The sequence below is a fragment of the Actinomadura chibensis NBRC 106107 genome (assembly GCF_001552135.1).
Classification (GTDB): Bacteria; Actinomycetota; Actinomycetes; order Streptosporangiales; family Streptosporangiaceae; genus Spirillospora; species Spirillospora chibensis.
Map to the genome: position 1 here is coordinate 102905 of NZ_BCQP01000040.1, position 25313 is coordinate 128217.

General features: G+C 72.5%; 19 protein-coding genes. 9 read left to right on the forward strand and 10 right to left on the reverse strand.

Annotated elements, in window-relative coordinates; all coding sequences use genetic code 11:
- Positions 1-206: 206 nt before the first annotated feature.
- Together ACH01S_RS23490 and ACH01S_RS23495 are read right to left on the reverse strand one after the other, a co-directional pair.
- Positions 207-3353 (reverse strand): M14 family metallopeptidase, encoded by a 3147-nt coding sequence (locus ACH01S_RS23490; protein WP_067895208.1) that lies wholly within the window; start codon positions 3351-3353, stop codon positions 207-209.
- A 165-nt stretch (positions 3354-3518) separates the two neighbouring features.
- Positions 3519-4280, reverse strand: coding sequence for a TetR/AcrR family transcriptional regulator (locus ACH01S_RS23495; RefSeq protein ID WP_067895211.1), 762 nt, complete (start codon positions 4278-4280; stop codon positions 3519-3521).
- A 279-nt stretch (positions 4281-4559) separates the two neighbouring features.
- Between ACH01S_RS23495 and ACH01S_RS23500 the strand changes: the two genes are divergently transcribed.
- From ACH01S_RS23500 to ACH01S_RS23510, 3 genes are all read left to right on the forward strand, one after another.
- Positions 4560-7130, forward strand: coding sequence for an ATP-binding SpoIIE family protein phosphatase (locus tag ACH01S_RS23500; RefSeq protein ID WP_067895214.1), 2571 nt, complete (start codon positions 4560-4562; stop codon positions 7128-7130).
- Positions 7131-7282: 152 nt separating this feature from the next.
- Positions 7283-8230: a hypothetical protein gene (locus tag ACH01S_RS23505; RefSeq protein WP_174564905.1), complete on the forward strand. Its 948-nt coding sequence runs from the start codon at positions 7283-7285 to the stop codon at positions 8228-8230.
- Positions 8231-9227: 997 nt separating this feature from the next.
- Positions 9228-10541, forward strand: coding sequence for a hypothetical protein (locus tag ACH01S_RS23510; protein WP_067895220.1), 1314 nt, complete (start codon positions 9228-9230; stop codon positions 10539-10541).
- Here ACH01S_RS23510 and ACH01S_RS23515 read toward each other — a convergent pair whose 3' ends face one another.
- The 6 genes from ACH01S_RS23515 to ACH01S_RS23545 all read right to left on the reverse strand — a co-directional run bounded on the left by ACH01S_RS23515 (position 10542) and on the right by ACH01S_RS23545 (position 17797).
- Positions 10542-11426, reverse strand: a complete 885-nt coding sequence (locus ACH01S_RS23515; RefSeq protein WP_067895222.1) for a hypothetical protein — start codon at positions 11424-11426, stop codon at positions 10542-10544.
- Positions 11427-11613: 187 nt separating this feature from the next.
- Positions 11614-13623 carry a sporulation protein gene (locus ACH01S_RS46560; protein ID WP_083981027.1) on the reverse strand — a complete coding sequence of 670 codons (2010 nt, stop codon included), beginning with the start codon at positions 13621-13623 and terminating at the stop codon, positions 11614-11616.
- Positions 13624-13834: 211 nt separating this feature from the next.
- Positions 13835-15196 (reverse strand): M16 family metallopeptidase, encoded by a 1362-nt coding sequence (locus ACH01S_RS23530; protein ID WP_083981028.1) that lies wholly within the window; start codon positions 15194-15196, stop codon positions 13835-13837.
- Positions 15193-16449: a M16 family metallopeptidase gene (locus ACH01S_RS23535; RefSeq protein ID WP_067895231.1), complete on the reverse strand. Its 1257-nt coding sequence runs from the start codon at positions 16447-16449 to the stop codon at positions 15193-15195. The genes ACH01S_RS23530 and ACH01S_RS23535 overlap by 4 nt, the downstream gene beginning before the upstream one ends.
- Positions 16450-16662: 213 nt before the next feature.
- Positions 16663-17016, reverse strand: a complete 354-nt coding sequence (locus tag ACH01S_RS23540) for an STAS domain-containing protein (protein ID WP_067895234.1) — start codon at positions 17014-17016, stop codon at positions 16663-16665.
- Between the two features lie 163 nt (positions 17017-17179).
- Positions 17180-17797, reverse strand: a complete 618-nt coding sequence (locus tag ACH01S_RS23545) for an ATP-binding protein (protein ID WP_246236591.1) — start codon at positions 17795-17797, stop codon at positions 17180-17182.
- Positions 17798-18023: 226 nt separating this feature from the next.
- Here ACH01S_RS23545 and ACH01S_RS23550 point away from each other — a divergent pair, with 226 nt between their 5' ends.
- A complete protein-coding gene (locus tag ACH01S_RS23550; RefSeq protein ID WP_174564906.1) occupies positions 18024-18890 on the forward strand; it encodes a Sco1979 family transcriptional regulator in 867 nt (288 codons plus the stop codon).
- On the forward strand, positions 18887-19141 hold the full coding sequence (locus ACH01S_RS23555) for a DUF397 domain-containing protein (RefSeq protein ID WP_370671582.1): 255 nt from the start codon (positions 18887-18889) through the stop codon (positions 19139-19141). The genes ACH01S_RS23550 and ACH01S_RS23555 overlap by 4 nt, the downstream gene beginning before the upstream one ends.
- A gap of 204 nt (positions 19142-19345) precedes the next feature.
- Here ACH01S_RS23555 and ACH01S_RS45450 read toward each other — a convergent pair whose 3' ends face one another.
- The gene (locus ACH01S_RS45450; RefSeq protein ID WP_246236592.1) at positions 19346-21124 is read right to left on the reverse strand and encodes a serine/threonine protein kinase; all 1779 of its coding nucleotides are present in this window, start codon (positions 21122-21124) and stop codon (positions 19346-19348) included.
- 169 nt (positions 21125-21293) lie between these two features.
- On the opposite strand from ACH01S_RS45450, the gene ACH01S_RS23565 reads away from it, so the two are divergent.
- Positions 21294-21938 (forward strand): TetR/AcrR family transcriptional regulator, encoded by a 645-nt coding sequence (locus ACH01S_RS23565; RefSeq protein ID WP_255220344.1) that lies wholly within the window; start codon positions 21294-21296, stop codon positions 21936-21938.
- A 13-nt stretch (positions 21939-21951) separates the two neighbouring features.
- Here the strand turns inward: ACH01S_RS23565 and ACH01S_RS43745 are convergent, their stop codons facing one another.
- Positions 21952-22134 carry a hypothetical protein gene (locus ACH01S_RS43745; RefSeq protein ID WP_148344281.1) on the reverse strand — a complete coding sequence of 61 codons (183 nt, stop codon included), beginning with the start codon at positions 22132-22134 and terminating at the stop codon, positions 21952-21954.
- A 209-nt stretch (positions 22135-22343) separates the two neighbouring features.
- Here ACH01S_RS43745 and ACH01S_RS23570 point away from each other — a divergent pair, with 209 nt between their 5' ends.
- From ACH01S_RS23570 to ACH01S_RS23580, 3 genes are all read left to right on the forward strand, one after another.
- Positions 22344-22682: a PadR family transcriptional regulator gene (locus tag ACH01S_RS23570; protein ID WP_067895245.1), complete on the forward strand. Its 339-nt coding sequence runs from the start codon at positions 22344-22346 to the stop codon at positions 22680-22682.
- Positions 22679-23407 (forward strand): hypothetical protein, encoded by a 729-nt coding sequence (locus ACH01S_RS23575; RefSeq protein WP_067895248.1) that lies wholly within the window; start codon positions 22679-22681, stop codon positions 23405-23407. Before ACH01S_RS23570 ends, ACH01S_RS23575 begins: the two co-directional genes overlap by 4 nt.
- 267 nt (positions 23408-23674) lie before the next feature.
- The coding region (locus ACH01S_RS23580) for an ATP-binding protein (protein WP_157406304.1) at positions 23675-25313 on the forward strand (1639 nt) is incomplete at its 3' end.

Genomic DNA, 25313 nt, shown 5'->3' on the forward strand with positions numbered 1-25313 from the left:
CCGGGACGTCGCGGGCCGGGCGCGATCGGATCGCTTCCACCCGTCGGTGGTCTTCCTCAGGTAAGACGCGCGGAAGGGGCCGAAAGGTTGCGCGCGGCCACGTGTCGTCCATCACATCGGGTCGTGTTCCGCTCGTACCGGTGCTGAACAGGCGGTATAGGGGGTCCCCGGGAGCCCGGGGGCGGCGGCTCCCGGGGACCCGGCGGTCAGTCGATCAGGTGCCGGAGCGCCCTCGCCACGAGCGTCCGCTGGTCGGCGGGCGCCGCCTGCTCGATCCCGAAGCCGAGCAGGACGGTGTCCCGGGTCGCGACCGACGAGACCGAGTCGATCAGCGCCTGGGCGCGGGCGAACTCGGCCGGGTTGCCGGGGCTGCCGGGCGGCGCGGGCTGGACCGTCCAGGGGCCGAGGCCGCTTTCGAAGCCCTCGGCGTCGACCGTCCCGGCGGTCGTGGTGACCTTGGTGTCATCGATGAACAGGCCGGTTCCGCCGCTGCCAGGGTCGCTGACGTAGGCGATGGACACCTCGACCTTCTTGCCCGCGTACGCGGACAGGTCGTACGCGACCGGGACCCAGCCGTTGGAGTTGCCGGTGATGGCGTTCCACTGGCCGGACGATCCGGTGTTGCCGCAGGGGTTGCCCCTGGTCAGGTAGTGGCCGAGGAACGGATGCATGTCGAGGAGGTAGCCCTGCTCGCACTGCTCCGGGACGGCCGTGCTCGTCCTCCCGTTCTTGTCGGGCAGCGTCGTCCAGTCCTCGGCGCCGGAGGTGTGCGCTTCGAGGATGACGTTGTCGAAGCCCGTCTCCGTGCTGTAGGAGATCTGGGCCTGGAGGGCCGGGGCCTGCGCGGCCGTGACCGAGGTCAGGTCGATCGTCCGGGTCAGGCGGCGGTAGAGGCCGTCCTGGTGCGGGCCCGCGACGTACCACTGGCCCTCGACGGGCTCGGTGGGCGCCGCCGCGCCCGCGTAGTCGCCCGCCTTCCAGCTGGTGAACTGCGGGAACTGGGCGGCGGGCAGGACGGTCGAGGTCACCTGGAACCCGCCCGCCTCGTTCACCGGGTTGCTCGGCGTCCCGGTCAGCTTGGCCGTGACGCCGTCGAACGGCGCCTTGTCCCCGGTGAACGTCGTCGGCGCGCCCACGCGCTGCCTGTCGTACGCGCCCAGGTAGTACTGGAAGAAGTCGTCCGACAGCAGTTCGCAGTCGTCGCGGAAGTTGCCCTTGACGACGCACGGCTTCTCGGGGTGCCCCTTGAGGCCGTAGTAGATGCCGCCTCCGTTCAGGCGGCTGACGGGGCCGTAGTACCCGGTCGTCTCACCCGCGTGGAGGAGTTTGCCGCCCTCGTTCAGGTACGACCGGACGGACAGCAGCAGGTCCTTCTCCCGGTCCGCCACCTGCGAGTCGGGCTGGTCGCCCAGGTAGGTCTTGACCGGGTCGTCGGCCGCGTCCTGGGTGAGGCGGTTGTCGCCCAGGTACCAGACGACGGCCTTGAAGTGCTTCAGGACGCCGAGGTCGTGCGGGACGCCGTCCTTGTCGATGTCCCAGACCAGCGGGCGGTGCTTGGCGGCCTTGACCAGGTCGGCGTATTGCTGCGCGTAGCGCGGCCCGTTCGTCCCGGGCGGGTAGGTCGGGTTGACGCCGGTGTAGTCCTCGTCCGCGATGACCAGGACGTCTGCCTTCTTCTGGTCGCGGACCGTGTAGGTGAAGTGCTTGCTCTCGACGTCCTTGTGGCCCTTCCTGCCGGTGAACCACACCTCGACCTTGTCGCCGGGTTTCTGCCGCTCGATCTTCCCGCGGTACTCGGCGTAGTAGACGTTGTTCTCGTCGCCGAAGCGCTCGCCGCCGCGCCATTCGCGGACGTCCTCGGTGCGCGTGCGCCCGCCGTTGACCCGGTACTTCAGCTCCTTGTGCCGGAGCGACCGGCGGATCACCGAAGCGACCCGCTGCGACGAGCCGTAGGACGTGGTGAAGCCGTCCGTCTCGAAGTCGGGCGCGGTGCGTCCGACGGCGGAGACGGGCTCGTCCGGCTTCTGCGCCGACTTCCCGACCGACAGCGCGAACGGCAGGTTCTTCTCGAACTCCTTCGAGATCAGCTTCTCGTCGTCCGGGAACTCGAAGTCGCTGGCGCAGTCGCCGGGCTCCCACTGGTCGTTCGGGTCGGAGCGGGCGGCGGTCGCGCACGTCGCCATCTCCGGCGTGATCGACAGGGCGCCGTAGACGTTGTCGGCCAGGCCGTCGGTGTCGCCGTTCGTCGTGTAGAGCTGCGCGCCCAGCTCGGGCGTGTAGCCGGGGACGGCCGCGTGGTCGATGTCGCCGAGCAGCGCGTCGTGGATCACGTCGTCCGGGCTGCGGGTCAGGGCCTGCCAGCCGACGCCGTGCAACAGCAGCTCGGCCGCCGAGTGGTAGTTGACCAGGTAGGCCGGGCGGAGCTTCTTGTACAGCCCCACCTGCGCCTGCGTCTCGGGCTCGGACCCCGCCGCCTTGCCCCGGTAGGTCTGGTTGGCGGGCTGGTCGGACGAGCCCTCGTTGTCATAGCCCCACTTGTAGGGGAAGTTGCGGTTGAGGTCGACGCCGTCCGCTCCGGTGATCTGGCCGTCGCCGTTGTTGTCGCGGGCGTTCTTGCGCCAGAGGCGGAAGCCGTCCTGGAAGGTCAGGTCGTAGCCGTCGACGTTCACGACCGGGATGAACCACAGCTCGGTCGTGTCGACGATCTTCGTCGTCTCGGGGTTCGTGCCGTACCCCTCGACGTAGTAGTGGAGCAGGCGCCGCACCATCTCCGGAGTGATCCACTCGCGGGCGTGCTGGGCGGCCTGGTAGACGACGACCGGGCGCTCGCGGTGGCCGCGGACGTCCTTGGTGACCTTGACGGCGGTGATCGGCTTGCCCTGCAGGGACGTCCCGATGTCGACCGCGGTGGCGATGGACGGGTGGTCGGCGGCGACCTTGACCAGCTCGTCGTGGATGTTCCCGGCGCCCGAGTAGGGGCGGAAGACCTTCGGCGCGGGGGCGGCCAGCGCGCGCTGCCGCGCGTCCTTGCCGCCGACCCTCTTCACCGTCAGGCCGAGGCCCTGCCGGTTGAGCGCGGCGGCCTGGGCCTGGCTCAGCACGGCCTCGACGTGGACGGTGTCCTTCTTCGCGCCCTTGGAGAGCTTGACGTCCTCGCGGTCGAGGCCGAGGCGGTTCAGCGTGCCGACCTGGGCGGAGGTCAGCTCGGCGGCGTAGACGTCCACGGCCGCGCCGGACGCCGGGGACGGCTTCGGGGCGGCCGCGGCGGGGGCCGCGTTGAGCGCTCCGATCAGGAGCGCGGCGGCGGCGAGGACCGGGGTCAGTCTTCGGCGCCGGAACACAGTGCGCGACATCGCGCCTCCCTTGCAGGAGATCGACGTGGGGGCGGCGTGATCTTCTGCCGGGGGAGGAAAGGTGTCAATGGGCCTTCGGCGTACTAAGCCGCATTCGGTCATCCGGGCGTCGCGCGCGGTGGACGGCGGTGTCCGGGAGCGGTCGCGAGGCCCCTTCGCCGGGGCCTAGGGGAGGTGGCCCGCGAGGACCGTCCGGACGAGCCGCGCCGCGAACTCCTCCGGCGCCGCGGGCAGCCGGGCGCCCGCCGCCACCGCGTCCGCGCCCGCCAGCCGGGTGAGGAAGGCGTGCTGCTGGCAGCCGCCGAGCAGGGCCGCCGCGAGGAACGGCGGGGCGGCGTCCGGGGACAGGCGTCCCGCCCGCTGCTCCGCCTCCAGGTACCCGATCAGCGCGGCGTGGCCCATCACCGGGCCCGCCGTCGGCCCGCCGGGAGGGCCCGCCGGAGGGCCGCCGGGGGCGCCGCGCGGCGGCGTCGCGGCGTCCTGGCCACTCTCGGCCCGCGCGCGCGTCTTGGCCGCCGCGTCCATCTGTGCTTGCCCGGGCTGCGGCGCGCTCGGGTGCGTTTTCGGCGCCTGCGCCCTGGCGGGGCCGTCGTCGCGCAGCCAGGCGATCAGGTCGGGGTCGGCGAGGACGGGACCGGTCATCGGCAGCAGCTCGCCGTAGAAGCGGACCATGTCGGACGCCAGCCGGACGAGGTTCTCCTCCACCGTGCCCTGCCCGGCGGACGCGAGCAGCGTCGCCATCGCGGCGCGGGCCGTCCCGGTGACCTCGCCGAGCGCCGCCGCGAACAGGGCGGTCTTGTTGGCGAAATGGTTGTAGAGGCTGCCCTCGGAGACCCCCGCGCTCCGCGCGATCTCCTTGGTCGTCGCCGCGACGATCCCGCGCGCGCGGATCACCTCGACCGCCGCCGCGAGGATCCGCTCCCGCATCGACCCCGCCGTTGACCCCGCCGTTGACCCCGCCGTTGACCTGGTCGTTGACCTGGCCGTCGAGCCCGCCGTCACCGGGCCTCCCGTCTCTCGTCTCCCTGGCCGTCCCGCACAGGCCGCCTGTCCTGGACGTTAGCACGTCGCGGGGCCGATGAGTGAGCGCTCACTCGGACGAGTTCCGCCGACCTCCAGCGCGGAATTCTTACAAGAGGTAACGTCTCCTTTACTGCGAGTTGCCGGGAGCGTCTGCATCAGTTCGCGCCCGGAAAGGGGGATCGCATGGTCATCACCGACCTGCTCGGTATGGCGCGGATGGCCGCCATCGCGCTGAACGGGCGCGGTCGCATCAGCCACTGGGACGACGCCGCCGCCGAGCTGTTCGGGGTCGGCCGCCTCCAGGCGGTCGGACGCTCGCCCGCGTCGCTGCTGCGGCTCCCGCCGGAGAACCGGGGCGCCTTCGAGCCGGGGATCTTCGGCCACGTGTGGTGCGGCGCCTGCGCCGTCCCGCGGGTCGACACCGGGGAGCGCGCCGAGGTCGGCTGGTGGGTGTACCCGATCGACGGCGGCCGGGCCGGGCCCGGCGGGCCGGACGTCAGCGTCCTCGCGCTGGCCGCCGACCTGCGCCGGCTCCGCCGGGACGGCCCCTGCGTCACCGTCGGCGACCTGCCCATCGAGCCGCCGGACGGCACCGTCAGGCGGGAGGCCGGGGCCCGGCTGCTGCGCGTCGAGCCCGCGCTCGCGCCGCCGGGCCACGCCCCGCGCGGCGGCGACGGAGCCGGTGACGGAGCCGGTGACGGGGCGGGCGGCGGTGACGGCGGGGACGCCGTGCCGTTCGCCGCCCGGCTGGCCGAGATGCTCGCCCCGATGGGCCCGGCCGCGTCCGAGCGGATCGCGGCGCGGGTGATCGGGCTCGGCCGCCCGGCCCTGTCCCTCGGACTGACCATCCGGTTGCCGATCGTGCCGTGCACCGAGGGAGAGCCGCCCGCCCCGCCCGCCCGGCACCCGACCCCGCGCGAAGACCCCGCCTCCCCGGCGCCCGGCCCCGCCCCGGCCGAGCCCCGTCCCGTCGCCGCCCCGCCCCGGCGCGCGACCCCGCCCCGACCAGTTCGTCCGCCCCGTAGTCCGCGCCCGGATGCGCCGCATCCGCCCCCCGCCCCGATTCCGCGCCCTGAAAAGGGATTGGAGACGATGGCCGTGAGGGAACCCCTGACCTACCTAGGCGAGGCCGGACAGCAGATCGGCAGCTCGCTCGACCATTTGCAGGCCGCCCGCGCGCTCGCCGAGGTGCTGGTGCCGCGCCTCGCCGACTTCGCCGCCGTCGAGCTGCTCGAACGCGTCGTCGCCGACTCGGCGCCGCCGGTCGGCGAGGTCGACGAGACCACGCAGATGCGCCGCGTCGCGGTCGTCCACAACGACGAGCCCGGACGGTGGGACGACGTCGTCCCCGAGGGCGAGGCGCTGCTCCTGGCGCCAGGCACGCCGTTCGTCCAGGCCATGCGCACCGGGCGGCCCGTGCACATCCCGCGCGTCGGCGCCGGGCGCGCCGAGCTGCTCGCCGCCTCGTTCGGCGGGCGCGACCTGCGTCCGCTGCTCACCGGGCGCGCGCTGCTGATCGTCCCGCTGATCGCGCGGGGCCGGGTGCTCGGCACGTTCGAGCTCGTCCGCAAGCCCGACCGGCCCGCGTTCGGCGAGCTCGACCTCGCCATGGTGGACGAGCTGGCCCGCCGCACCGCGCTCTGCATCGACAACGGGCGGCTGTACCGGCGCGAGGTCCAGGTCGCCGAGGAGCTGCAGCGCAGCATGCTGCCCGACGACCCGCCGGACGTCGCGGGCGCGCGCGTCCGGTACCGGTACCGTCCCGCCGAGCAGGCCGCCCAGGTCGGCGGCGACTGGTTCGACGCGATCCCGCTGCCCGGCTGCCGACTGGGGATCGTCGTCGGGGACGTGATGGGGCACGGCCTCACCTCCGCCGCGATCATGGGCCAGTTCCGCACCGCCGTGCGCGCCCTCGCCGGGGAGGACATGCGGCCCGCCCGGCTGCTGCGCCAGCTCGACGGCCTCGCCCGCCGCCTCGGCGAGGACTACCTCGCCACCTGCCTCTACGCGGTCTACGACCCGGTGGAGCGGCGGTGCACGTTCGCCAACGCCGGGCACGTCCCGCCGGTGCTGGTGTCGGCGATCGGCGACAGCCGCGTGCTGTCCGTCCCGCCGGGGGTGCCGATCGGGGTCGGCGGCGAGCCGTTCGAGGCGATGGAGATCGAGGTCGAGGACGGGTCGCAGCTCGTCCTGTGCACCGACGGCCTGCTCGAACGCCGCGACCGCGACATCGAGCAGGGCCTGGACGAGCTGCGCGGCCGCCTCACCGGGGCGACCCCCGACCTCGACGTCACCTGCGACTCGCTGCTCGACACGCTCGCCGCCGCCACCCCCGCCGACGACATCGCCATCGTCGCGGTCGGCTTCGACGGCATCCCCAAGGACGACGTCGCCGCCTGGGAGCTCGATCCGGTGCCGAGCACCGTCCCGTGGGTCCGCGCGCAGGCCGGGGCGAAGCTCGCCGAATGGGGCCTCGAACCGCTCACCGAGACCGTCCAGCTGCTGGTCAGCGAGCTGGTCACGAACGCGCTGGTGCACGGCGCCGGGTCCATCGGGCTCCGCCTGATCAGGGGCATGACGCTGCTCTGCGAGGTCTACGACGACGGCGCCGACCTGCCCCGGCTCCGGCACGCCGACGCCACCGACGAGTCCGGGCGCGGGCTCCAGCTCGTCAGCTTCCTGTCCGAGCGCTGGGGGACGCACCGCGCCGAACGCGGGAAGGTCGTGTGGTTCGAGCACCGGTTGCCCGGTTGACCGGCCGAGCCGTCGTCGTCCGAGTTGCGGTTGTTGCCTGGCTCGCGGTTTTGTGAGGTAAATGTCCCGGCGGCGACAGTTAGTTTCCAACGGCCTCGTCCGCTCAGATCGAAGGTGACGGACGCTCATCGAGGCCGACGGGGGACGAGGTTTTGGGTTCCAGTCTGACGCTGCCCGTGCCGGAGACGCTCTACGCCACCTACGCGCTGGCGCTGCCCGCGCCGATCTCCGACCCCGCGGTGCTGGCCAGGGACGAGGTGACGCGGCACACCCGGCCGCCGCTGCGCGAACTCGTCCTCGGGATGCTCGACAGCCCCATGCTGACCCTCGACCAGCGTCCCGCGTCCGGGTTCCCGCCGCTGCCCCGCGACCTGCTCGCCGCCTACGGCGCCGCCGCGGCCGACCTCGCGGCGGTGGACGGCGCCGCCCACCTTCTCGCCGTCCGCGCCGCGTTCCGCCCGGGCCGTCCACCCGCACACGAGTGGGCGGCCCGGGCCATCGCGGGCGCGCTCGGCGCCGCCGTGGACGCCCCCGTGATCGACGCGTTCACCCCGCAGATCCTCGGCAGGGAGCATCTCCGCCGCTCCCTGCCCGGCCCGGACGGCGCCGTCCGGCTCACCGACTGGATGCTCCTCCCGCACACCTCGGGCCCGCGCGGCTTCTTCTTCACCACGAAGGGCCTCGGGCGGTACGGGCTGCCCGAGCTGCAGACGGAGGACGTCCCCGGCGACCTGGTCGAACCGTGGGGGCGCCTGCTCAACGGCCTCGCCCACCGCGTCCTCGACCTGTGGCTCAACGCGCTGCACGCCGGAGCCCTGGTGGTGGACGTCCCGGAGGTCATCTCCGTCGGCCGCCGGGACATCGCCGCCGCCCAGGGGACGGACGATCCGGAGCACGGCGAGGTGTCGGTCCGGCTGCGCCTGGACAAGAACGCTTTGACCGTCCTCCCCGCGGGAGGCGACCCGGCGACCGGAACGGAGCGTCTGAGGAATGGGGGGAACGAGGCCGTCCCCTCGGCGGCCGCTCCGCAGGAGACCGCCCCGGACAGCCTGGAGGCCCTGTGCGACGCCCTTTTCGGCACCCCCGAAGGCCGCCGATGAAACTTGCCGATGATCTTGAAGAGAGCGCAGGATCGACACCGTGAGATTCGGCCCGAGCGACCGTCCAAGCCCCGATGACCCCGGCCCCTCAGACCCCGGCCCCGCGGACCCTCCCGCTTCGGGAGACGTGACACCCGGCCGACGTCCCGGCCCATATCCGGGGGACGTCCACGTGGCGGGCCGCAGCACCACTCCGCAGGACGCCTCGCCGCCCTCCGACTGGATCCCCGTCCAGACCGATGGCACCCCGACCCCACCGCCGCAGACAAGCCCCCAAGCCGCGACACCACCCCCCGCCCCCCACCAGAGCGGCACCACACCAGGCCACCCCACGCAACCGTGGCCCCAATCCGCAGCACCCCCGCAAGGCAACACCCCAGGCGAGCCCCCGCAACCCTGGACCCAACCCGCAGGGTCCCCGGAGGGCAGCACCCCGAGCGAGCCCCCGCAACCCTGGTCCCAAGCCACGGGGTCCCCGGAGGGCAGCCCGGGCGAGCCCCCGCAACCCTGGTCCCAATCCGCAGCGCCCTCGGAGGGCAGCACCCCGAGTGAGCCCCTGCAACCCTGGACGCAGGCCGCAGCGTCCCCGGAAGGCGACCCTCTGGGCCAGCCCGCGCAGCCCTGGACGCAAGCTTCAGCGCCCTCGGAAGGCGACACCCCGGGCGAGACCCCGCACACCTGGTCCCAAGGTGGACCGGCGCCCGCCTCGGAGCCTTCGGGAGGCGGCGCGCCGGGCCAGACCTCGCGCCCCTGGTCTCAGGCCGGGCCATCGCCGCTCGACCCGCAGGCTCAGAGCGGTGCCGCGTCCGGGCAGGGCCCGCAGCCCTGGCCCCAAGGGGAGGCCACGCCCTCTGACCCGGAGACACTGGGGGAGACCCGGCCGACCTGGTCCCAGGGTGCGGGGTCGTCGTCCGAACCTGGTCCGGTCGGGGGCGCGGGTGGTGTTCCCGCTGCTGAGACACCGTCCTCCTCCGGGTGGGAGCCGCATTCCCCGGGCGTGACTCCGCCGCCGAATCCCGAATCGCCGTCCGCGACGGCGCGGGACCCGCTCCAGGGCGGCGAGGCGGGCGCGGGGTGGGAGCCTCACGAACCGGGTCCCGTTCCGCAGGACGATCCGCTCTCCGGCGGGCCCGCCTCGGCCGGTTCGTCCCCGTCGTGGCAGCCGCACGATCCGCGGATCACCCCGCAGGCCGGGGTGCCCACCGGCGGGGAGCCGGGCGCGTCGTCGTGGCCGGGACGCGAGCCGTCCGACACGTCCTTCGGCGAGCCGCCGGGCGGGCCGTCCACCTGGGAGTCCTCGGCCGACGAGCCGTCGCCGCCGCGACCGGGCGGCACGCCCGGCGTCCCCGCGCCCCGAGCCGGTGAGCCGTCCCCGGAGAACCCGGGCGGGCCCGGGTGGGGGCCGGGCGCCGATCCGCTCTCCAAGGAGCCGTCCGCGGGACGGCACGCACCACGCGACGACGAGCCGTTCCTCCCGAGCAAGGGCCTGTCCGCCGAACCGCCCTCGGTGACCAGGCCGGACGTCACGGCGACGCGATGGGCGCCCGCGGACGCGGCCGTCCGTCCCGGCCCGATGGCCGATCCCGGCCGCCGCATGGAATTGGCGGACGCGTTCGTCGCCGAATTCGTCGGAAGCACGACTTGGCGGGCGACGCTCGCCGTCCTGGAAGGGGCGTTCCCCGGACTGGGAATGGCGGCGACATTGTCCGGCCGCACCGACGAACTGTGGCGGATGATGGACGCGCTCGACCGGAAGTCCGCGGCCGGAATCGGCGTCCCGGCATGGCTGGACGACGCGGGAATGGTCTTCGACCTGAGCGCTCACCTGGGCACACGCCCGGCGCGCACCGCACCGAAAGGGCCTCCGCGAGCGTCGCGCCCCTATGCCGGGGCATTCGTCATCGACACCCTGGACCCGCTCCGGTATCACCGCGCGGTCGGCGGGCCGCGAGCGCCGCGTCCGCTTCCCGGAGAGGGCGAGGGGCTCGCTCCGAACGCGGCGGAGGACGACGACAGCGGCGTGGTGATCGTCGCGCATCTGGCGTCCGCGGGCGTCCGGGTCCTGGACTCGGCGGTCCTGTGGCGCTACGCGGGACGGGTCGTCACCGGGACGCTGCTCGAACCGGCGCGTCCCGAGACCCGCGCCCGGACCCGCCGCGCGCTGCGGGCCCTGCGCCGGGTGGTCTTCGTCGACCCCGACCTGGGCCTCGGCCTCTGCCTCCAGGTCGACGCGGCGCGCGTGCCGCGGTGCCTGCTGGCGTTCGGCGTGGACCGGGCGGGCGGCGGCGCGCCCCGCTTCGTCCGGCCCTGATCAGTCGTCGGTGCGCAGCCAGGACAGGTCGCTCCGCCGGTCGGCCGGTAGCTCGCGGAGATGGTCGACGAGCTGCCACGGCTCGGCGGGCGGCGCGTCCTGGTCCGGCAGGACGCCGCAGACGAGCGCGCTCTGCGTGCTGACCGCCGTGAACGGCCCGAACCGCGCGACGCCGCCGCCGCGCAGCGCCGCCAGCTCGGTCAGCAGCGCGTTCAGCGCCGACGAGTCGCGCGGGTCGTACAGGCCCCGGACGTAGGAGAACAGATCCTCGGCGAGCACCTCGGGGCGGCGTCCGGAGAGCTGGTAGACCGTCCCCCAGTAGGTCCCGGTCGCCTGCCCGGACCGCTGGTCGCGCACCCGGACCCGCAGCCCGTACTCGGCGGCGCACCGCTCGTACGCCTCCGCGAGCAGGGCCTCCGCCTCGCCCTCCTCGCTCAGCAGGACGCCGGTGACGACGCCCTCCTCCCGGTCCAGGCGGTCGAGCATCTCGCGGTGCAGTTCCTGGACGTCCTGCTCCACCGCGTCCAGCGACCGGGCCAGGGCGTGCTGCGCGTCGCGGTCGAGATCGAGGCCCGCCAGCTCGTCGGAGATGTCGCCGAGCTGCTTCTCCAGCCGATCGACCCGCCCGCCGACGGAGTCGAGCCGGTCGACGACCTCGCTCGGCGGGGCCTCCGGCTGCAGCGGGGGCGGGATCGGGATCCCGGCGGGCTCGGACGCCTCGTCCACCACCGCCTTGAGCGCGTCGTGCCGCCGCGCGAGCTCGGCCACCTGGTTGCGCAGTTCGCGCAGCTCAGCCTGTGCGCGGGGGAGCCGTTTGTCGGACGCCAGATAGAGCTCGCGCCCTCCGATCGCCAGACACAGCAGAACGAGGATCACGGTGGTCATGGTCCCGACGATAACCACCCACGGCCCCGCCCGCCGATCTCGCAACAGATCTCGTCCGATTGGCCCGTCATCTACCCCCGCCCCAATGCCCCGCCCACCAAACCCACCACCGCAGGTGGGCCCAATGCCTGACCAGAGAAACGACCGCAACCGGCCGCAGGAAGGGGCTGGTCGGGCGGTGTTGGGGTCAGCCGAAGAGGCCGCCTAGGAGGCCGCCGAGGATTTCGGCCGCGCCGCCTGCGATTTCTCCGGCCACGTCTCCGGCGATGTCGCCCGCTATTCCGCCCGCCGCGTCGGCGATCACGTTGCCCGCCACCTGGCCCGCGTATCCGGCGACGGCGTTGCCGAAGGCGTCCACGGGGACGCCGCCGACATAACCCGCCACGTTCTGCGCGTAACCGGCGACGTCGCCCCCGACCGCGCCGAGGGCCATCCCGCCTGCGATCCCGGCTGCGGCCGCGCCGCCGACCAGGCCCGCCGCGGCGACGCCGTGGTGCCCGCGATGACCGTGGTAGTGCCCCGGCGGACTGTGATGGACGTGCACAGGCGGCGGTGCCGGATGACCATGTGCCGCGGGCGGATAGGGCGCTGGGCCCGGCGGCGCCGGTGGCGGCGGGCCATTGTGTCCAGGCGGCCCGTACGGCGCGGGACCTCCAGGGGCGGGTGGCGGCGGGCCACCGGGCGCCGCGCCCGCCGGAGGCGGCCCCCCGAACGGCCCACCGGGCGGAGCGTGCCCCGAAGGCGGCAGCGGCGGGCCACCCTGCCCCGGCAAGGGCGCGTGTGCTCCTGGACCGCCGGGCAGCGGTGACGAAGGACCGCCGTGGCCTGGAGCAGGCGCATACGCCCCAGGGCCGCCCGGAGGCGAGGACGGCGAGCCGCCCTGACCGGCCATAGGCGCATAGGGCGCCGGACTACCCGGGAGCGGAGACGGCGTGCCGCCGTGGCCGGGCATGGGCGCGTGGGCCGCCGGACCACCGGGCATCGGTGGGTGTGCGGCTGGGTTACCCGCGTGCGGGGATGGAGGACCGCCGTGTCCGGGCGCATAGGCCGCAGGGCTGCCGGGGGGCGGAGCCGGGGAGCCGCCGTGGCCGGGCATGGGTGCGTGGTGGGGTGCGCTGCCCGGAGGCGGCGGGGGGAAGCCCGGCGCGCCGCCGGGGTGGTGGGCCGGGCCGGGCGGGGGATACGCCGGGCCGCCGCCCGGCGGGGGCGGGCTGTGCATGGGCGCGGGCGCCTCGCCCGGCGCGGGTGCGGGCGGCGGGAACTGGGCGTTCCCCGGCCCGCCGTACTCGCCCGGCCCGCCGTAGGACGCGGCGGCGGGCTGGGCGGGTGATCCGCCCGGCGGTGGTGGGGGCGGCGGGAACGCCGATGGGCCGCCGGGCGGCGGCAGCGGCGTCTGGCCCGGGGGCGGAGTGGGGCTGCCGTGCGCCGCGCCGGGGCCGGACGCCGAGCGCGGCAGCGCCGCCGCGGCCTCCAGCCATTGGCTGATCTTGGCGTTCCAGTCGGTCTCGGCGGCCTCCGCGTGCGGCACCTGGAAGACGCCGAACGACTCGTCCGAGGGGGTGTCGCGGTCCTCGGCGCGCAGGACGAACGCCATGCTGCGGGGGCTGGCGACGAAGCTCAGCCCGACCTTGTCGACCCGCCCCTGGAACGACGTCGGCGGGTTGAGGTGGATCTCCTGGTGGAACGGCAACTGCTGGGACACGCCCCGCAGCTTGGACGACTCGAACGTCACGTTCGTGATCTGGAAGCCGAGCCGGGCGATCGCGGCGAGCACCCACTGCTGCGACTCCAGCGGCTCGACCGAGATCGGGTCGACGTCGCCGGGGTCGGGCTGCCCCTTCGCGTCGACCTCCGTGCAGAGGCCGATCGTGAAGCCGGGCAGCTCGTGCCCGAGGACGGTGGTGAACGGCAGCTCGTACGGCAGCGGAATGGAGAACGAGAGGTCGCGCTGCTGCGCCGCGTCCAACTGGAACCCTCGGGTGAGGGCGCCCCGGTACACCTCGGGGCCCGCCGTCTCGCCGCCGTAGCCGTCCTGCATGCGCGGCATGAGCGCGAGCGTGACGTGCCGGATCTCCACGGGACCGGAGCCGCCGCGCAGGTGCACCTTGCCCGCCACGACCCCGCCGGGCTTGCAGTTCGGCTCCGACAGGATCGTGTCGACGGACGGTCCGCCGCCTGCCATCTGCCCGTACGACACCGGCCGTTCCCCTCTCCCGACCGCGGGGAGGCTTCCCCGCGCATGTCAGCCCGCGCGAACCGGCCATGCTGAGAGTCCGCGAAGAGTCCGCGGAGCCGGGCCGTCACGCGTTAGACCAGTCCAGCATGCCATCGGTTCACGCCACGAAACGGACAACGGACCCAAACTCGTCCGGCGTCCTGAGAAATGCCTCGATCGCCGGTGTGACGCACTATTCCTTTGTGGTGACGGTGACGGTCGCGTAGCCGAGTTTCTCCAATGGTTCGCGGATCTGGGCGGCGTCGCCGACGGCGATCACGGTGAGCGCCTCCGGGTCGATGTGCTTGCGGTACGCGCGGGCGACACCGTCCGGGGTGGACGCCCGGACGGCGGCGAGGTAGGCGCTCGGGTAGTCGGTGCCCAGCCCGTTCGCGGACACGTCGGCCAGCTCGGCCGCCACGGAGCGGGCCGTCTCGTACTCGGCGGGCGCCCGGTCGGCCAGCGCGCGGACGGACGAACCGTGCTCGTCCGCGTCGATCCCCCGGGACACGATGCCGCGCAGCTCCGTCAGCGCGTCCGCCACGGCGTCGGCCGTGACCTCGGTGTGCACGGCGCCCTGCGCGATGAACAGGCCGCAGTGCCGCATCCGCAGCAGCCCGGCCCGCATCCCGTACGTGTAGCCCTTCTCCTCGCGCAGCACCGCGTTGAGCCGCGACGTGAGCCCGCCGCCCAGCACATGCGACGCGACCATCAGCGACGGCCAGTCGTGGTGGGACCGGTCGGGCACGCCGTGCCCGAACCCGAGGTAGGTCTGCACCGAGCCGGGACGGTCGACGACGACGATCCGCGCGGCCGACTCCGGCATGATCCGGTCGGCGGTCGGCAGCGGCTCGCCGGACGGGGCCCAGTCCTCCAGGGCGGCGCTCAGCGCGGTGTCGGCGTCGGCCCCGGACAGGTCTCCGGCGACGACCGCCGTCGCCTCGGCGGGCACCACCGAACCGTAGAAGGCGCGCACGTCCGCCCCGCTGAGCGCGTCGACCGCGGCGCGGCCGCCGCCCGTCGGACGGGACGCCCGCGCCTCCGCCGGGAACATCACCGCGCGCAGCTCGCGCATCGCGCGCGACCCCGGGTCGGCGTCCTCCTGGGCGATCTCCTCCAGCCGTTCGCGGACGAGGCGCCGCACGTCGGAGTCGTCCAGCGCGGGACGCCGCACCACCGACGAGAACAGCTCCAGCGCGGCGCCGAGCCGGGTGACCGGGACGTCCAGCGCGACGCGCAGCGCCGTCAGGTCGGCGGCGGCGTACAGGCTGGCGCCGAGCCGCTCGAACGCGGCGGTCAGCGCGGTGCCGCCGCCCGGCTCGGTGCCCTCAAGCAGCGCCCGCGCGGCGAGCGTGGCGACGCCGTCGCGGCCCTCGGGCTCCCGCCCGGCGCCCGCGTGCAGCACGAGCCGGACCGCGGCGAGCTTGCGTCCGGGCAGGTCGCAGCGCAGCGTCGCCGGACCGGCCGGGACGCGGCCCGCGCTCGCGGCCGGGAACGCCCACGCCGGGACGGGCCCGGGGACGGGACGGGGCTGCAGTTCCAGGCCGCTGGTCACGAGGTCCCTCCGTAGGTCAGGGCGGTGCGGGCGCCGGGCGCGAGCCAGCGGCCCGCCATCTCCTTGATGGCGTCCCCGGTGACGGCGGCGGCGCGGCCCGGGGCGGTGAAGACCCTGGCCGGGTCGTCGAACTGCGTGGCGTTCTGCGAGAGGGCGTTGGCGAGGCCGGTGACGGTCTCGGTCTGCTCCAGGAAGCCGCGCTCGGCCTGGGCGGTGGCGCGGGCGGTCTCGTCGGCGTCCGGGCCGTCGGCGGCGAACCGTTCGAGCTCCTCGTCGAGCACGGCGGCGATCTTGTCCGGTTCCGGCCCGATCGCGTCCACGATCGCCAGGGACGGGCCGGACGCCAGCCGCGTCACGCCCGCCCACACCTCGGTGGCGATCTCGTCGCGCCGCACCATCCGGTCGTAGAGGCGGGACCCGGAGCCGCCGCCGAGGATCTCGACCGCCAGCTCGGCGGCCTCGACGTCGTCGCCGCCGTCGGTGGGCAGCGTGAACATCGCGAAGTAGGCGGGGGAGGGGACCTCCTCGTCGAGCGCCTCCTCCCGGACGCCGCTCAGCGGACCGAGCTCACCGGGCCGCGTGGGGGGCTTCTCCGGCCCGGTGGGCAGGCCGCCGAAATAGCGTTCCACCGCCTCGATGGTCTTCGCCGGGTCGACGTCGCCCACCACCGACAGCACGGCGTTGCCCGGGGCGTACCAGGTGGCGAAGAAGTCGGCGCAGTCTTCGAGGGTGGTGGCGTCCAGGTCCTCCATGGAGCCGATGGGGGTGTGCGCGTAGGGGTGGCCCGCCGGGAACGTCAGGTCGCAGAGCCGCTCGAAGGCCGTCCCGTAGGGCTGGTTGTCGTAGCGCTGGCGGCGCTCGTTCTTCACCACGTCGCGCTGGTTGTCGAGGTTGGCCTGGGTGAGCGCGGCGGGCAGCGTGCCCATCCGGTCGGCCTCCAGCCAGAGCGCGAGCTCCAGATGGCTGACCGGCACCGTCTCGTAGTAGTTCGTGCGCTCAAACGACGTGCTCGCGTTGAAGGCGGCGCCCGCGCTCTCCAGCAGCGCGGCGTGCTCGCCCTCGGCGACGTTCGCCGAGCCCTGGAACATCAGGTGCTCGAAGAGGTGGGCGAGGCCGGTGCGCCCGGCCCTCTCATGGCGTGAGCCAACCCCGTACCAGATGTTCACGGCTGCCAGTGGTACGACATGGTCCTCGCAGACCACCACGCGCAGGCCATTGCCGAGCGTGTGCTCATGCAGCGGCTGTTCTGCCACGGAGCGCTCCCGTCCGTTCGATGGGTTCGGCTGGCGGACAGCACCGCGCGCGTCGGCGGGACGTGCCCAGGCGGCGGGCTTGATCTCGGTCTTCACCGTACCGGGTGCGCGCGGCCTCGGGAGCGCTCGCGCGAACCTGTGGATAACCCGGGGAACGAAGCCGGGAGCGGGGAGGCGGGAGGCGAAGGGGCGGAGGTTTGTGCGAGGCGGGGATCAGGACGACGCGGACCCGTGGGCCGCGATCGCGTCCTCAAGGGAGCGGTGCAGGACGAAGATCTTGGTGAGCTGGGTGACGTGGAAGACCCGGCGGACCCGGTCGTTGACGCCCATGAACGACATCGTCCCGTCGCGCGCCCGGAGCCGGTGGTAGATGCCGACCAGCACGCCGAGGCCCGTGGAGTCGAGGAACGTGACCTCGCCGAGGTCGATGACGAGGTGCGTGCCGCCGTTGTCGATGATGTCGAGGAGCGCCTCCCGCAGCCGGGGGCTGGTGAAGACGTCGATCTCGCCGCTGATCTTCACCACCGTGAGGCCCTGTTCGACGCGGTGCTCGACGGCGAAGTCCACCGCTGCTCCTTTCTTCCGGTGTCGCCTCGGGATCCGGGAGCCGGGGTTCGGGGACCGGGCCCGAGTGGGGACTGTCTAGCTACCCGAGTGACGCGCCGTTACGCCCCGCCACCGGGATGTCGCATTTCCGACCCCGCGTCCACCCGTACGTCCACGACGGACCTCAAGCGGTGCGAAACAGCGCCCACACCACTTTGCCGTGCGGCAGCGACCGCCAGCCCCACCGGACGCTGAAGGACTCGACCAGATGCAGACCGCGCCCTGTCTCGGCGATGTAGTCGGGCTCCTTGCGCCGGGGAGCGGCCCGACTGGCGTCGATGATCCCGCAGAGCAGCCAGGGCGGCTGGTGGCCGAGCCGGAGCCTTATCGCGGACGGCGCCGAGCCGAGCGGGTCGGCCGGGTCGTCGTACACGCCCTCGTGGTGCACGTCGTGGCCCGGCCGACCGCGAAACGCCCCCCCGCTGTGCCGCAGCGCGTTCGTGACGAGTTCGGAGACGACGAGCCCCACGTCGTCGGTGAGTTCGGTGACGCCCCATTCGGTGAGGCGTGACACCGCGAAATGCCGTGCCTCGGTGACGGACTCGGGATCGGGCGCGACGGTGAACGAGACCGTGTGCCCCTGCATCGCGGTCAACGCGGTCAGGGCCGTGTCCAGCGGATGTGGCAGGTCGGACGATTCCGGGATGGGCGTGGACAGCGCGGCATGGTCGTGCGAGCCGGCCGGTCCCACGACGGGACCGAGCTTCCATCGCGTGTCGTCGTGCGCATGGCGTGACGTCATTCCAACCGGACCCCGCAGAGTGATCTTGTTGTGCCGCCGTGGATCGGAAGTCTCGTGCGTTATCCTGCGCATCGTAGCGTGCGAATGCAAGGCCCAATGCACGTGCATCCGCGTTGTGAGGGTGTGGGGCGGCGCGGGCAGCACGCAAGTGATCGGAGGTAACCGCAGGATACCGAGGCCAGTGGCACACTAGGTTCGCTGTCCGCCGAATAGCCGGAGGTTGGGCGTGACTCCAGAGACGCCGGGAAGCGGGTCGACCGTTCGCCGGATCCTGCTCGGGTCGCAGCTGCGCCGTCTGCGTGAGCAGAAGGGCGTGACCCGTCAGGACGCCGGCTACGTCATCCGCGCGTCGGAGTCGAAGATAAGCCGCCTTGAGCTTGGGCGAGTCAGCTTCAAAGAGCGAGACGTGGACGACCTGCTCTCGCTGTACGGCGTCAGCGACAAGACTGAGCGCGAGGCGCTGCTGCAGCTTGCGCGGGAGGCCAACACTCCCGGTTGGTGGCACCGGTACAACGACGTGTTGCCCGGCTGGTTCCAGACCTACGTGGGCCTGGAGGAGTCGGCGGCGTTGATCCGCACATATGAACTGCAGTTCGTTCCGGGACTGCTGCAGTCGGAGGGGTATGCGCGAGCGGTGATCCGCCTCGGCAACGCAGGTGCCGCCGAACACGAGATCGACCAGCGCGTGGAACTGCGCCTGCAACGCCAGGAACGCCTCACAGGCCCGGAGGCTCCGCGCCTGTGGGCGGTCGTGGACGAAGGGGCGCTGAAGCGTCCCATCGGTGGTCCGGAGGTGATGAGAGGCCAGTTCGAGCATCTCATCGAGATGTCGAAACTGCCCAACGTCACCATCCAGATCATGCCGTTCAGGTTCGGTGGCCACGCGGCCGAGGGAGGCGCGTTCACGATCCTGCGCTTTCCCGAGCAGGACCTGCCGGACGTGGTTTACGTCGAGAACCTCACCGGCGCGATGTACCTGGACAAGCGCGACGACGTCGACACCTACCTGCAGGCGATGGAACGCCTGTGCGTCGACAGCGCGACCCCGGAGCGCACCGTCGAGCTTCTTGGTGATCTTCTCAGAGAGACATGATGCTCCAGACCGACTACGACAACGGGATGCCCGCCACCGACCTCCGCGGGGCTCGGTGGCTGAAGTCCCGGCGAAGCAATTCCCAGGGGAACTGTGTGGAAATCGCCGAGCTGCCCGGCGGGCAGGTCGCGATGCGCAACTCCCGTCATCCCGAGGGCCCGGCCCTCATCTACACCCGTCACGAGATCGAAGCGCTCATCCTTGGAGCCAAGGACGGCGACTTCGACCATCTCATCGCCTCCCGTAACTGACACTCACCAGGAACCCCGCCAACCAACCGCCGCCTGGCTCCCGTTCTAGGCGGCATGCCGAAAGGCGACGGGTCGGCACCGGTCACCCAACGTCGACCCGTCCGCCACCACGCAGAGGCCACCCGGCGCGAGGGTGGCCTTTCGCTTTCGCGCACGTGTGCGGGTGCGCCTGTGCGCGCGCGCCTGGGCGCGTGTGAGCGTGGCTCAGCCGCAGTTGGCGTAGCTGGACGTACGGCCGTTGCCGCCGAAGCGGACGCACGCACCGGGCGCCTTCACGAACACCGGACCCGCGTACCAGGCGAACGACCCGCTGTCGACGACCTGGCTACCGCCCTGCTTCTGGATCCACACCGAGACCGGGGACTTCGTGCCCACGTGCTGCGTCTTCATCGTGACGGCGCAGTTGTAACCGGAGCTGTTGTAGAGCTGGTAGGCGGTACCGCCGGAAACGCCCATGGAACGTTGCACGTAATAACCGCCGCCATGGCCCCCGCTGTTGCACGCGGCCTGCGGGGTGTACTTGTTGGGCGGTTCCTTAGAAGGAGTGGAGGCTCCGCCCCCTCCGCCCTTGGTCGGCGTAGAGCCGGGCTGCTGCGGTGTCCCCGGCAGCTGGGACGCGTTGGGCCCGGTGGGGTTCGGACTCTGCTTCCCCTGGGGCTGCCCCGGCTTGGGCTTCATCGGGTTCCGGGCGTCGCCTCCGGCCACGGCCCCCTGCCCGTCCTGCGCGCCGTTCTGGTCGGACGCCGTCACCTGATGGTCGCCGCCCTTGTCGTCACCCGACCTCGTCGCCGCCCATACGGAACCGCCCGCGATGACGGCCGCCACCGCGGCGGCGGCCGCGATGGGGACGACGAGCCGGCCGCGCTTCCTGCCGCCCGCCCCATGGCCGCTGGGCGAGCCGGAGGGGAACGCTGGGGGCACGCCACCATGCCCCGCGTCGAAGTAAGACGGGGGCTGGGGCGCCGTCCTGTTCCTGGGCGTGGAGGGATCGGTGACCTGGTCGGGAGGCAGCAGCGCCCCGGCCATGTCGGACGGCGCCGCATGCGGATCCGTCGAACCGTGGCCCCGATCCCCGGCCGCCCTGTTCGCCTCGGCCGGGAACGCGGGCAGCGGCTGGACGGCCGCCTCGGCCGAGGACGTGCCGCTGGCCGCGCCGACCAGGCGTTCCTGCGCCTGCCGCGCGGTGGGACGCTGCGCGGGCTCCTTGGCCAGGCAGGCCGACACGAGTTCGCGCATCGGGCTGGGCAGGTCGCCGAGATCGGGCTCGCCGGTCAGGATGCGGTGCATGATCGAGGCCATCTCGTCATTGCCGAAGGCGGGACGTCCCGTCGCGGCGAACACCATGGTCGTGCCCCAGGCGAACATGTCGGAGGCCGTGCTGACCTCCGCGCCCGTGAAGTGCTCGGGCGCCATGTAGGCGGGCGTGCCGACGTTCTGCGTCTCACCCGCCGCGCCCAGCGCGCGCGCCACGCCGAAGTCGATGACGCGGGGGCCGTCCGGTCCCATCATCACGTTGTGGGGCTTGAAGTCACGGTGGACGATCCCGGCCTGGTGGATCGCGGTCAGCGCGGTGAGGGTGCTGATGGCGAGCCGCTCAAGCGCACCGCCGGTGCGCGGTCCGTCTGTGCGCACCACATGATGAAGGGACAGCCCGGGAACGTACTCACTGACGATGTAGGGCTGGTCGCCCGCGACGTCGGCGTCGAGTACCTGCGCGGTGCAGAACCGTGCCACGCGCTTGGCGACCTCCAACTCGCGGACGAAGCGCGCGCGGGCGGCGTCGTCTCCGGCGAGCCCGCCGTGGAGGAGCTTGATGGCGACGTGGTCCACGGCGGGGACGTCCCCGACCGCGCCGACCCGCCGACCCAGGAACACCGATCCCTGCCCGCCCTCGCCCAGGCGGCCCAGGATCTCGTACCCGCCCAGCTCGATCGGGTCGCCCGACCGCAGCGGCAGGGCGTCCGGCATCGTCCTATCGGTCACACCACTCGCTCCCCGTCACTTTCGGCTCGGTCACTTCGGGCTCGCCGACCTGGACCGCGCACCAGCCTAAGGGCAGAAGATGGTAGGCGCTTCCCGGGGCAGTTGATCTAGTGAGTGGCGACGGGACGCTAAATGGACTACAGTCCGATTCATGGGAGGGGGAGAGCCGGTGACAGAGCGCGGCCCGGTCGGCGACCGGAGCGTCGACCTTGAGCTGATGCGGACGCCGCCGCCCAAGGAGCGTGCGGACGCGGCGCGCAACCGTGCCAAGGTGCTGGAGGCCGCCGCTCGCCTGTTCGCCGAGCATGGGGTCGAGTCCGTCTCCATGGACGCGGTCGCCACCGCCGCCGGGGTCGGCAAGGGGACCCTCTTCCGCCGGTTCGGCGACAAGGCGGGGCTCGCCGTCGCCCTCCTGGACGAACGGGAACGCGACCTCCAGGACGCGATCCTGTCCGGCCCGGCTCCGTTGGGTCCTGGTGAGGCGGACGCTGTCGTTCCGCCGTCCGAACGTCTACTCGCCTTTGCCGATGCCTATATGGACTACGTCCTGGACCATCTGTCCCTGGTGCGGATGTCCGAGACCGCCTCGCCGGGCGCCCGGTACCGCATCGGCGCCTACGGGTTCTGGCATCGGCACCTGACGATCCTGCTCGACCAGTCCGTCCCCGACGGGGACGGACTGGCGCACGCGCTTCTCGCCGTCCTCGGTGCGGAGCACCTCACCGCGATGGTCGAGAGCGTGGGGGCGGAACGCGCGCGCGCCGCCGTCCATGCCCTCTTCAGTGCGGCCGGTGCCTGGCCAGGGGACTCCTAGCGAAAAATTCGGGTCAGGCCGGGTCGGGGCTACGCCGCTTGCCGCGCCGCTCCGCCCGGCCTTCATCGTTGCCCGGTGGACCCTCCGGGGCGTGGTTGCGTTCCAGCCGCGCGGCGACCACGAGCGCGCGCAGCGACGTGGTCTTCACGTGTTCGTGTTCCCTGCTGGAGCGGGTCCTCGGGATGCTGCTCGGCACGCTTCACCTCCATGGATCGCGGACATGGGTGCTACCCGGCTCGCCGGATTTCGCACAGTAGTTGCAACCGCAAGATCTTTCGGGCTATTCCGAGTGATCGTTCCGTTTAGCCGCCGTCCGCATCCGGTCCTCGATCTGGCTATCTAGGTTGTATTCCTAACTAGCTAGCGCTACGGTCTAGCTAGTCGACCGATACGAGGAGGACGGCCATGGCAGCCGACCGCCGGGCCAGCTGGCTCAAAGGCGTCCTCGACCTGCTGGTGCTCGCGAGCCTGACCCGGGGCGAGAGCTACGGGTACGAGATCGCCAAGACGCTCGCCGATGCCGGCCTGGGGCAGATCAAGGGCGGCACCCTCTACCCGGTGCTCAACCGCCTGGAAGAGGCGGGGCTGGTCTCCGCGGAGTTCCGGGTCGCCGACCGCGGCCCAGGCCGCCGCTACTACCACCTCACCGACGAGGGCCGCGCGACGCTCACCGAGCAGAGCGCGCTGTGGCTCGCCTTCGACGAATCAGTGCGCACGATGCTCACCCAGAAAGCGGACCGATGACGAACCCCTACTTCGAGGAACTGGCGCAAAGGCTGCGCGACCGCGGGCTCCCCGCGGACCAGGTCACCCTCACCGTCGACGACCTCGCCGCATACGTGGCCGAATCCGGAACCGACCCGGTACAGGAATTCGGTGCGCCAGAGGAGTTCGCCCTACAGGTGGCACCGTCCCGACAGAGAGAAGACGCCGCCCCTCCGTCCTCTGCCGAAACGTGGACCTGGAGGGCCGACGCCTTCCACGAACGCGACGTCCTCAACCACTACGGCGACGAAGGGTGGGAGGTCGAACGTGTCGACGCGGCGGGCCGCTTCGTCAGCCACCGCGAACCGGACAACCCGCAACGCTGGGAGTACCGCCGCGAGACCGTCATGCCGGGACGCCGCCAGGCCCTCGCCGACCGGCTGGCCCCCGACGGCTGGGAACCTTGCGGCACCTGGATCTGCTTCGAGTACTTCAAGCGACCCAAGGCGGCCACTATCGGCCCCGAGGCGGAACTGAGGGACGTCCCGGAAACCCCGGCCCGGCGGACGTTCTTCAGCAAGCGCTTCATCCGCTTCATCACGGCCTACGCCTTCCTCGTGGCCGCGATCTGCGCGACGGGTCTCTCGCTGACCTCGGGCGACTCCCAGGGCGGCTTCCTCACGGGCATCGCCGTAGGCGCCCTGCTGATGTTGGCCGTACTGGTCACTTGGCTCTACACGGATCACCGTCGCAATTCCACATGATGGGCCCGGACGCCTTCTGACTCCCGAGTAATGATCGGGGGACGGCCGCCGGACTCTCCCCGAGACAGCGCGGGACGGGAAGAAGTGGGGTTTTTGCGGTTGGTGGGATCTGGGGGGTTGTTCCCACGGGAGGGGTGAGGACGGGATGCTCCCCGGCGGGCTGGACTGGGTACGTATTGCAGGACCGGTTCGCCCGCCGGTGCCTTGAGCGGCTCAGTGTGGAGTCTTGCGGGCGGACGCGCTGAGGCCGTCTCGTAGGAGAGATACGTGATCAGAAAGCTGCTCGTCGCCAACCGGGGCGAGATCGCCGTGCGCGCCTTCCGCGCGGCCTATGAGCTCGGAATAGCCAGTGTCGCCGTGTACGCGCACGAGGACAGGTTGTCGCTGCACCGCCAGAAGGCGGACGAGGCGTACGAGATCGGCGAGCACGGTCATCCCGTCCGGGCCTACCTGGACGTGGATGGGATCGTGGAGACGGCGCTGCGGGTGGGCGCCGACGCCGTGTATCCGGGGTACGGGTTCCTGTCGGAGAGCCCCGAACTGGCGAAGGCGTGCGAGCGCAACGGGATCAAGTTCGTGGGGCCGCCGTCGGCGGCGCTGAGCCTGGCCGGGAACAAGATCGAGGCGGTCGCGGCGGCGCGGCGGGCGGGCCTGCCGGTGCTGCGGTCGGCGACGCCCGAGCCCGGCCGGGAGTTGGACGCGGCCGACGAGGTGGGTTTCCCGCTCTTCGTGAAGGCGGCGGCGGGTGGCGGCGGGCGCGGGCTGCGCCGCGTCGACAACCGTGAGGATCTGCAGGCCGCCGTGGACACCGCGCGCCGGGAGGCCGAGAGCGCGTTCGGTGACGCCACGGTGTTCCTTGAGCAGGCGGTGGATCGTCCCCGCCATATTGAGGTGCAGGTCCTCGCGGACGGTGCGGGGCATGTGGTCCATCTGCGTGAGCGCGACTGCTCGGTGCAGCGTCGCCACCAGAAAGTGGTGGAAATCGCGCCCGCGCCCAGGCTCGACCCAGCGGTGGCGCAGCGGCTTTGTGAGGACGCCGTGCGTTTCGCCAAGGAGATCGGCTACGAGAACGCGGGAACCGTGGAATTCCTCGTGGACGATCGCGGCCAGCACGTCTTCATCGAAATGAACCCGCGTATCCAGGTCGAGCACACCGTGACCGAGGAAGTCACCGGTGTCGACCTGGTTCAGAGCCAGTTGCGCATTGCCGGTGGTGAAACGCTCGCCGATCTCGGTATCGCGCAGGACGAAGTGACCGTGAGCGGTTACGCCGTCCAATGCCGGATTACCACTGAGGACCCGGCGAATGGGTTCCGTCCGGATACGGGGAAGATTTCCGCGTACCGGTCACCGGGCGGGGCAGGCGTGCGTCTCGACACGGGTACCGCTTATGGGGGCGCGATCATCAGCCCCCATTTCGACTCCCTCCTGGTCAAGCTGACCTGTCGCGGGCGGACGTTCGAGGAGGCCGTGCGGCGCGCGCGCAGAGCGGTCGCTGAGTTCCGCATCCGGGGAGTGGCGTCCAACATCCCGTTCTTGCAAGCGCTGCTGGACGAACAGGACTTCCGCGCGGGCGGCGTGACGACGTCCTACATCGGCGACCATCCCGAGCTGCTCACGGCACGGTCGAGCGGTGACCGCGCTACGCGGCTCGTCCGGTATCTGGCGGACGTGACCGTCAACAAGCCGCACGGTGAGGCGCCCACCGACCTCGACCCGGCGACGAAGCTGCCGGCGCTGCCCATGGACGGTCCGTTCCCCACGGGCTCGCGCGACCGGCTCCTGGCGCTCGGCCCGCAGGCGTTCGCGGAGCAACTCCGGTCGCAGAGCGCTCTGGCCGTCACCGACACGACGTTCAGGGACGCGCACCAATCGCTCCTCGCGACGCGAGTACGCACCTATGACC